The sequence below is a fragment of the Calothrix anomala FACHB-343 genome (assembly GCF_014696435.1).
In the GTDB taxonomy this organism is placed as follows: domain Bacteria; phylum Cyanobacteriota; class Cyanobacteriia; order Cyanobacteriales; family Nostocaceae; genus Aulosira; species Aulosira anomala_A.
Genome location: NZ_JACJQG010000133.1, coordinates 1 through 6,914, shown reverse-complemented (window position 1 = coordinate 6,914; position 6,914 = coordinate 1). Strand labels below are relative to the sequence as shown.

The window sequence follows — 6,914 nt, the reverse complement described above, 5'->3', positions numbered from 1 at the left end:
CTAGCTTATGGAGTAAAAGTTACTTTTTCAGCACGGCAGGTAATGTTAGTGCTGAAACCATCCAGAAGTATATTGAAGACCCACATCATTACTAGGCGACTAAAGTCCCACGGGTCGCTTTTCCGCCTCGCTCTGAAGAGACGAGGCTACCAAGCTTCCCGCTATTTTCGGGTGTTGTTTTATCTTCCTAATTCGGTGAGTAAGCGACGGATGGCGATGGAGTCTTCTGCGTCGGGGACTTTGGTAAGATAGGTTTGCAGGTCGTCGGCGGCTTGGGGGTAGTGACCGAGTTGATAGTAGATGAGACCGCGATCGCGTAGTTCTACACTGACACCAGGAAATAATAGTAAAATTCTTTCTACGGTAGCTAGGCTTTTTTCGAGTTCTTGCTTTTTTAAATAAATAAATTTTAAGTTGGTGAGCATTCTGGCTAAAAATTGCCGATTGCTGACTGGAGCTAAAAATTCTGGTTGTAATTGTACGGGTTGTTGAAACATTTGTGAAAGTCTTTCTTCACAATCTTGAGCAAATAAAACTTCACCTTGATGAAATGCATCAACAAAAATTTCCATATCCGCAATATCGGGACGAATGAGGAAATGTCCCGGCATTCCTATGCCTATCATGGGAAAATCTATTCGTCTGGCAATTTCTATATAAACTAAGGCTAAAGTAATCGGAATGCCTAATCGACGGTCAATAACATCATTTAAAAAGCTATTACGCGGATCGTAGTAGTTGGTTTTATTACCAGCAAATCCTAAATCATCATACAAATACTGGTTGATACTTTGAATTATCCGCAATGGATAGGCTGAATCAGGCAAGCGTTCTTGTAATTCTGCTGCCATTGTATCGAAAGCATTGAGATATTCTTGGGGATCGAGGTGAGGATATTCTTCCTGTGCAATATATAAAGCTGCTTTTACCAGGTTGATATGCTCGTCAGGCTGTTGAATCTCCTGATAAAAATATTGTCGCGCTGACGAAAAATTCATAAGCGATCGCTCAATCGAGGTATAAGAATGAAGCGCGCCAACTGAGAACAGTTGGTTAAACTATTCTTATTTTAACTGGACTTTAGACATATCTAGTCATCTATCCTTCGGGAACACTTTGTGTACAGATGACTTAAGCGGCGTTGCTTATTAGTGGGATGATTTTTGTCTCACACAGAGACGCAGCGAAAAGTCTGAGCGGAGGAAACCTCCGCTCAGAACTTTTCAAGACAGAGGCGCAGAGAGTAAGAGTTTGAGAAATCAAATTTTGAATTTTCATCCCTTTATTTAGCAATCCCACTTAAGCTATAAGCAAGGAAATAAATTTCCTTGCAGTACGTGGGTTTCAGGTTAAGTGCTTTTATAGCCTAACGCGCAACTGCCGATTCCAAAGTCAAATCTTGGAACATCAAGGTGCTGAGATAACGTTCGCCAAAGGAAGGCTGAATCATCACAATCAACTTACCTGCATTTTCTGGACGTTTAGCTACCTGAAGCGCTGCACATAAAGCCGCACCGGAAGATATACCCGATAATAAACCTTCTTCCTTAGCTAATCTGCGCCCAAATACCATCGCCTGTTCATCACTGACGCGAATTACTTCGTCTACTAATTCCAGCTTGAGAACATCAGGAACAAAGCCAGCGCCAATCCCCTGAATCTTATGGGGGCCTGCTTCCCCACCTGATAATACAGGACTGTTGCTGGGTTCAACTGCGATCGCCTGAAAACTTGGCTTACGTTGTTTCAACACTTCCGCAATTCCGGTAATTGTTCCGCCAGTACCTACCCCAGCAATCACAATATCAACTTCTCCATCCGTATCCGCCCAAATTTCCTCAGCAGTAGTTTCCCGGTGAATTTTGGGGTTAGCTTGGTTACGGAACTGTTGCAACATATATGCATTGGGAGTGTTAGCCACAATTTCTTCGGCTTTGCGAATTGCGCCGCGCATCCCTTCGGGGCCTGGTGTTAACTCCAAAGTTGCACCATAAGCGCGTAACATCGCCCGTCTTTCGTTGCTCATGGTTTCCGGCATGGTTAATATCAGGCTGTAGCCTCGCGCTGCTGATACCATTGCTAAAGCAATGCCTGTATTCCCGGAAGTTGGCTCAACTAAAATAGTTTTTCCTGGCTCAATCAAACCATCAGCTTCCGCCGCCAGTACCATATTTAAGCCAATACGGTCTTTAACTGAAGCGGCTGGGTTCATTCCTTCGAGTTTAGCCACAATTCTGGCTACTGCTCCCTCAGCTTGAGGAATTTTGTTAAGTTCAACTAAAGGTGTTCTACCAATAAGTTCTGTTACATCTTTAGCAATGCGCATTCAATAACTCCTAAAATTCTAAATCCGGTAGTAACTTAGGTATTTGTTCTTTATAACAGTAAATTTGTATCTATTTTATTGATATTTGATTGTTAGTGATTGCATGAGGTCTGTACTCTTACTAAACCACAAAACTGTATCTATTGAGATAGTTATTGTAAAAATATCAGTCGTTGACGGTTAACTGTTGACTGTTAACGGTGAACATATGGAATCTTTTTTAAATTTGGTAGTGCCAAATTTAATATATTTGTTTGATTTTAGATTTAATGGGGATATTTTTATGTTTGTCGATAACACATTGATGATTTTATAAAATTTTATTGATTTTTATATCTTTCTGAGATATCTTCGGGCAAAAATATATTTTCTTTGAGTACAAAATTTTTGAGCATTCATTCACAACAAATATCTTTGAATTAGCCCTCAGTCTGGGTTTGAGCTTGAGTACAAACATCCCCGAACCCTAAATCATAAATGCTAGGACAGTCCTTGCAAAATACTAGTACCTATACCCTAAAAAATTTTTGGATTATTGGCTAAATCCAAGCTCTAGCCTTTGAGTACAAGTTTAATATTTTTAATAAATATGATCGCACTCAACTAAACTGCTATTGAGGGATATGCCTGATATAAATCGTATAGGATTTACGCAGAGATTCCCCTCTACCCCCCAACGTTAACAGGCAAAACCTGGAGATGAAGGGGGGACTTCTTAACCCCCTATTTATCAATATCAGAGACTAAGTTTTATGCTTTGAGTGCCATATTAAAAATCACATAAATTCAACTATTTCAGTATTTTGCAATACTAATTTTCTATCAACTATCTATTATTCCCTATATTTATGATTATAACTTAATGTTTGCCTTAAACTAACCTCGCTTAGTAAAGAGTTCAGGATAAACTTACGGCAAAATCACAACTGTTAACTGATAACTTTTTGCACATCAGTTCTATTTTTGTCCCTAGATAACAAAAGTTATTGTCTAACTGGGTGCATAATACCTAGAGAGGGAGAACCAGGATGAAAGTTAAGCTTTTAAATGTTCTCACAGTCTGTGTCATTACTTTAGCTGTTTTATCTCCAGCCTTATTAGTATTTAGCATGGTTTGGGGCAAGCATATAGAGTTAGCAAAAGCACAGAATTTAGCTTGTGAAGTCAACAATAATATTAAAGCTAATGAAATCTTGGCTCCCCAAACAGGGGGTATAACTTCCTCGCCAATTCAAGACAGTAATCAAATCTCTGTAACTAATCTAAAAACACAGCAATTGACCGCTAGCGAACAATATCAATTAGCAACATTCCTAGAGTGGATTTTCTTGTTTACCCCTATATGTATGGGGCTAGGAATTATTGTTTACGATAGATATCTTGTTTATCGTAATGCCGTATTTAAAGAACAAGTTGAAATGCTAGAAAGATTGTGGCAACAAAGTATTGAGCAGTAAGCTTTGGTAAATTTACACTAATTAAATTCACAAGGAAACCATGACAGAAGAACGTCAAGTTTTATATTTTGATTTAATCGATCAGCTACTTAAATGTCCTAACGGTCAAGAACCAGAAGTTCTAGAAGCAAATCCCGAATTAATTGATGCTGATTTTGTGTATGCAGTATTGAAAGTTGCTACAGTATTTGCCCATGAGGGTAATCAAGATAGTGCAAAATTCTTATTTTTTATTGGGCGGGAATTAGCCAAGCAATTAGGATTATATCCGGAAACTGGCTCGGAAAATTCTCAACCTGATGCTGAAGCGGAAGTTTCCACGAAGGAGTAGCCATGCTATTAACTGCAACTGATGCCGGACAAATAGCGTTAGAATTTCTCTTGGCAGAATGGAATATTTCTGAGCAGGATAGAGACTGGTTTACAGTTATTAATTCTCGCCTAATGGGGGAGAGTTGGTACATTGTAGAACTGAGTGTACCTGGGTTTCCCGATCGCTGGTTTATTCAAGTTTATGATACCGGAGCTTGCGACCCAAATTACACATTTATTTCGCCTATTCGCGGTTCTGAAGGTTATGTTGACCTGATAGATTTACCGCATTTGGTTGCAGAAGTTTTAGTATCGGAAAGAAATGCTCGGTAATAGTCAATGGTCAATGGTCAATGGTCAATGGTCAATAGTCAATGGTCAATAGTCAATGGTCAATAGTCAAAAATGAGAAATAAGATCCAATTTTTTGGGGATATTCCCTGATAAATATAAATCTCTTTAAAATTTCTATTTCATGGCTGGAGAGTTGTAGGTTTTGACCATTAAATATTGTTGATTTTGGATTTGTAAATAATTTTTTAAACGAGTGATATTCAACTAAATATCACTCTTTTTGTATGTCTATAAGCAAGATTTAATAATTAACAAATCTTACTAAAGAAGTACAACCAAATGTCATATTTAACTGACAAATCTATGTTATATTAATATCGTGATGAACGCTACAGAAATATCAATTGCTATGATTGCTGAAGACATCCTAGCCAAAGAATTTACCAGAGTCGTCAATCACTATTACCCCAGCGTTGGAGAATTACTTCTTAATTGTCATGTGAAGGTAATTACCTGTTTTTGGGGAAGGCCAGCTAGACGATTACAGTACATAGGAATTTATTGTTCTGAAGAAATGCTTCCCCTTGTACAAGCCAAAAAAGAAATTCTCAGAGAAATCGCAGATAATATGGGATTAGTTCAAGTAGTGTGTATGAATGCAGGGCGATTGCTACGCGATCCGTTATCGCCGTTAAAGCAGAACAATCCGCGCCTATGGTTAGAGTTACATTGGGTTGCTGCATCTTAAAATAGCGATCGCCCACAAAAATGAAAACAGGACTTTTCTGCAATTACGATAATTATCATCAGGATGCCCGCCGTGCCATCTTAGAACAAGTTGCACTGGTAAAACAGGCGGAAAGCTTAGGTTTTGAAGAAGCTTGGGTGAGCGAGCATCATTTTAGTGAATCCAATCTTAGCCCCTCAATGTTGGTGTTAATGGGGCATTTAGCCGCCTTAACTACCACAATTAAACTCGGCACAGCTGCGGTGTTACTCCCGTTTCATAACCCGATTCGGGTAGCGGAAGACATAGCCACCTTAGATAACCTGTGCAATGGCAGACTGTTATTTGGGATAGCCAAAGGCGGGCCATTTCCCGAACAAAATAAACATTTTGCCACACCAATGGGTGAATCTCGCCCGCAGATGCTAGAGGCAATGGCATTGATTGAAAAGCTTTTATATGAAACAAACGTATCATTTAACGGGCAATATTATCAATGCGATCGCCTCACAGTTTACCCCAAACCATTGCAACGCCAAATTCCCGTATATGTAGCCACTGGCGATGATGACGGTATAGGGTTTGCCGCCAAACATTCCTTTGGTTTAATGGGGGGGCCGCCATTTTCTCTGCCGAGATTGCGGAATACTGTTGCTAAATACCGAGCCTTAAATTCTAGTGGTTGCGAAAACCTAGTACTAGCTCGTTTCTTTTATGTTGCCAGGACATACGACGAAGCAGTCACAGAGGCGTTACCTTTCATCCGCCAATTTAGCCAAAAAATGACAGCAAATGCGGCTGTTGTCATGCAGAAAAGTTCCACTGGGCATAAAACATTCAATCGCACCAATATTTGTTTTGATGAAGACTATTTGCTAGAAAACTCAATTATTGGTGATGTCCAAACCTGTCGAGACAGAATCAAATTATTTCAGGATGAATTAAATTTAGGAACGCTGGCAATTAAACCCTCATCTTGCAACGTGCAAAAAAACCTGGAAAGTTTGACGCGCTACAATCAAGAGGTGCGGAATTATGTCTAAGTTACCCTTACTGCCTCCAGACGATTTACCACCCAACGAAGTCACAAAAATGGATGGTATGCTACATCTGGAGCTAGAACAATCAATTGGTAGATGCTTTTATCAAGCTTGCGATCGCATTACCCAAACATTATTAGCTAATTGTCAATGGTATCTCACCAGCAATGGCAATACCTTAATGCTAATTATTGACTGTCCCGATATCGTTTCTTATTGGCATATAGTCAGCAATATACCCCAACTAGGCAACAGATTAGAACGGTTTACCACTAACGCCAGAATCCGCGTCTATCCCCCATTTGGTAAAGGCGGGCCGTTTGAGATTAGCGTTAATGAAATCTCTGCTTATCGCGATTGGATTTAGTATCATTAGGGCAGATAAACAACTAAACGCGCTGATGTGGTTATTTCCCGTTCAGCGCTTCTTTTGTTTATCAAATAATGCGACAGATTGTAGGGGCATGGCACTGCCATGCCCTCTAGAATATATTGATATGCCGCCAATATTATTTAAATTGGTAAGTAAGTCGGTATAAATAAAGCGAACTATATTACAAGATATAAATAAACCTCAAAATCTTACCAATGACCAATGACAAATGACAAATGACAAATGACATTTTAATTGTAACGACCTACTTATGCTTTAGAGGGTGTTTGAAAAGTTTTTAGGGGTCAAATTTTATGCTAGCCGCCTCACCATAATACGGATCATAGCAAGGTAGATAAAGGTTTCTGAAGTTTCGGGTAATAAC

Annotated in this window: 9 protein-coding genes; 7 read left to right on the top strand and 2 right to left on the bottom strand. The window is 39.3% G+C overall.

Annotated elements, in window-relative coordinates; translation table 11 throughout:
- Window positions 1-95, top strand: a 95-nt coding sequence (locus tag H6G08_RS36550) for a transposase (RefSeq protein ID WP_190552004.1), incomplete at its 5' end; no start/stop codon positions are given.
- A gap of 84 nt (window positions 96-179) precedes the next feature.
- Here H6G08_RS36550 and H6G08_RS36545 read toward each other — a convergent pair.
- Together H6G08_RS36545 and cysK are read right to left on the bottom strand one after the other, a co-directional pair.
- Window positions 180-998, bottom strand: coding sequence for a SirB1 family protein (locus H6G08_RS36545; RefSeq protein WP_190552161.1), 819 nt, complete (start codon window positions 996-998; stop codon window positions 180-182).
- Between the two features lie 368 nt (window positions 999-1,366).
- The gene (gene cysK, locus H6G08_RS36540; protein ID WP_190552159.1) at window positions 1,367-2,326 is read right to left on the bottom strand and encodes a cysteine synthase A; all 960 of its coding nucleotides are present in this window, start codon (window positions 2,324-2,326) and stop codon (window positions 1,367-1,369) included.
- 1,028 nt (window positions 2,327-3,354) lie between these two features.
- Between cysK and H6G08_RS36535 the strand changes: the two genes are divergently transcribed.
- From H6G08_RS36535 to H6G08_RS36510, 6 genes are all read left to right on the top strand, one after another.
- Complete coding sequence (locus H6G08_RS36535; RefSeq protein ID WP_190552157.1) at window positions 3,355-3,783, top strand: hypothetical protein; 429 nt, start codon at window positions 3,355-3,357, stop codon at window positions 3,781-3,783.
- A gap of 40 nt (window positions 3,784-3,823) precedes the next feature.
- On the top strand, window positions 3,824-4,114 hold the full coding sequence (locus H6G08_RS36530) for a hypothetical protein (RefSeq protein ID WP_096644287.1): 291 nt from the start codon (window positions 3,824-3,826) through the stop codon (window positions 4,112-4,114).
- Between the two features lie 2 nt (window positions 4,115-4,116).
- Window positions 4,117-4,428 (top strand): hypothetical protein, encoded by a 312-nt coding sequence (locus H6G08_RS36525; protein ID WP_190552154.1) that lies wholly within the window; start codon window positions 4,117-4,119, stop codon window positions 4,426-4,428.
- A gap of 343 nt (window positions 4,429-4,771) precedes the next feature.
- Window positions 4,772-5,137, top strand: a complete 366-nt coding sequence (locus tag H6G08_RS36520) for a hypothetical protein (protein ID WP_190552152.1) — start codon at window positions 4,772-4,774, stop codon at window positions 5,135-5,137.
- A gap of 20 nt (window positions 5,138-5,157) precedes the next feature.
- Window positions 5,158-6,159, top strand: a complete 1,002-nt coding sequence (locus tag H6G08_RS36515) for an LLM class flavin-dependent oxidoreductase (RefSeq protein WP_190552150.1) — start codon at window positions 5,158-5,160, stop codon at window positions 6,157-6,159.
- Entirely contained in the window at window positions 6,152-6,523 is a 372-nt protein-coding gene (locus tag H6G08_RS36510) for a hypothetical protein (RefSeq protein WP_190552148.1), read from the top strand. The genes H6G08_RS36515 and H6G08_RS36510 overlap by 8 nt, the downstream gene beginning before the upstream one ends.
- Window positions 6,524-6,914 lie beyond the last annotated feature (391 nt).

What these genes read in the sequence shown, in the direction of transcription:
- H6G08_RS36545 (WP_190552161.1), bottom strand. Translation starts at nt 998, where the DNA reads ATGAATTTTTCGTCAGCGCGACAATATTTTTATCAGGAGATTCAACAG.
- cysK (WP_190552159.1), bottom strand. Translation starts at nt 2,326, where the DNA reads ATGCGCATTGCTAAAGATGTAACAGAACTTATTGGTAGAACACCTTTA.
- H6G08_RS36535 (WP_190552157.1), top strand. Translation starts at nt 3,355, where the DNA reads ATGAAAGTTAAGCTTTTAAATGTTCTCACAGTCTGTGTCATTACTTTA.
- H6G08_RS36530 (WP_096644287.1), top strand. Translation starts at nt 3,824, where the DNA reads ATGACAGAAGAACGTCAAGTTTTATATTTTGATTTAATCGATCAGCTA.
- H6G08_RS36525 (WP_190552154.1), top strand. Translation starts at nt 4,117, where the DNA reads ATGCTATTAACTGCAACTGATGCCGGACAAATAGCGTTAGAATTTCTC.
- H6G08_RS36520 (WP_190552152.1), top strand. Translation starts at nt 4,772, where the DNA reads ATGAACGCTACAGAAATATCAATTGCTATGATTGCTGAAGACATCCTA.
- H6G08_RS36515 (WP_190552150.1), top strand. Translation starts at nt 5,158, where the DNA reads ATGAAAACAGGACTTTTCTGCAATTACGATAATTATCATCAGGATGCC.
- H6G08_RS36510 (WP_190552148.1), top strand. Translation starts at nt 6,152, where the DNA reads ATGTCTAAGTTACCCTTACTGCCTCCAGACGATTTACCACCCAACGAA.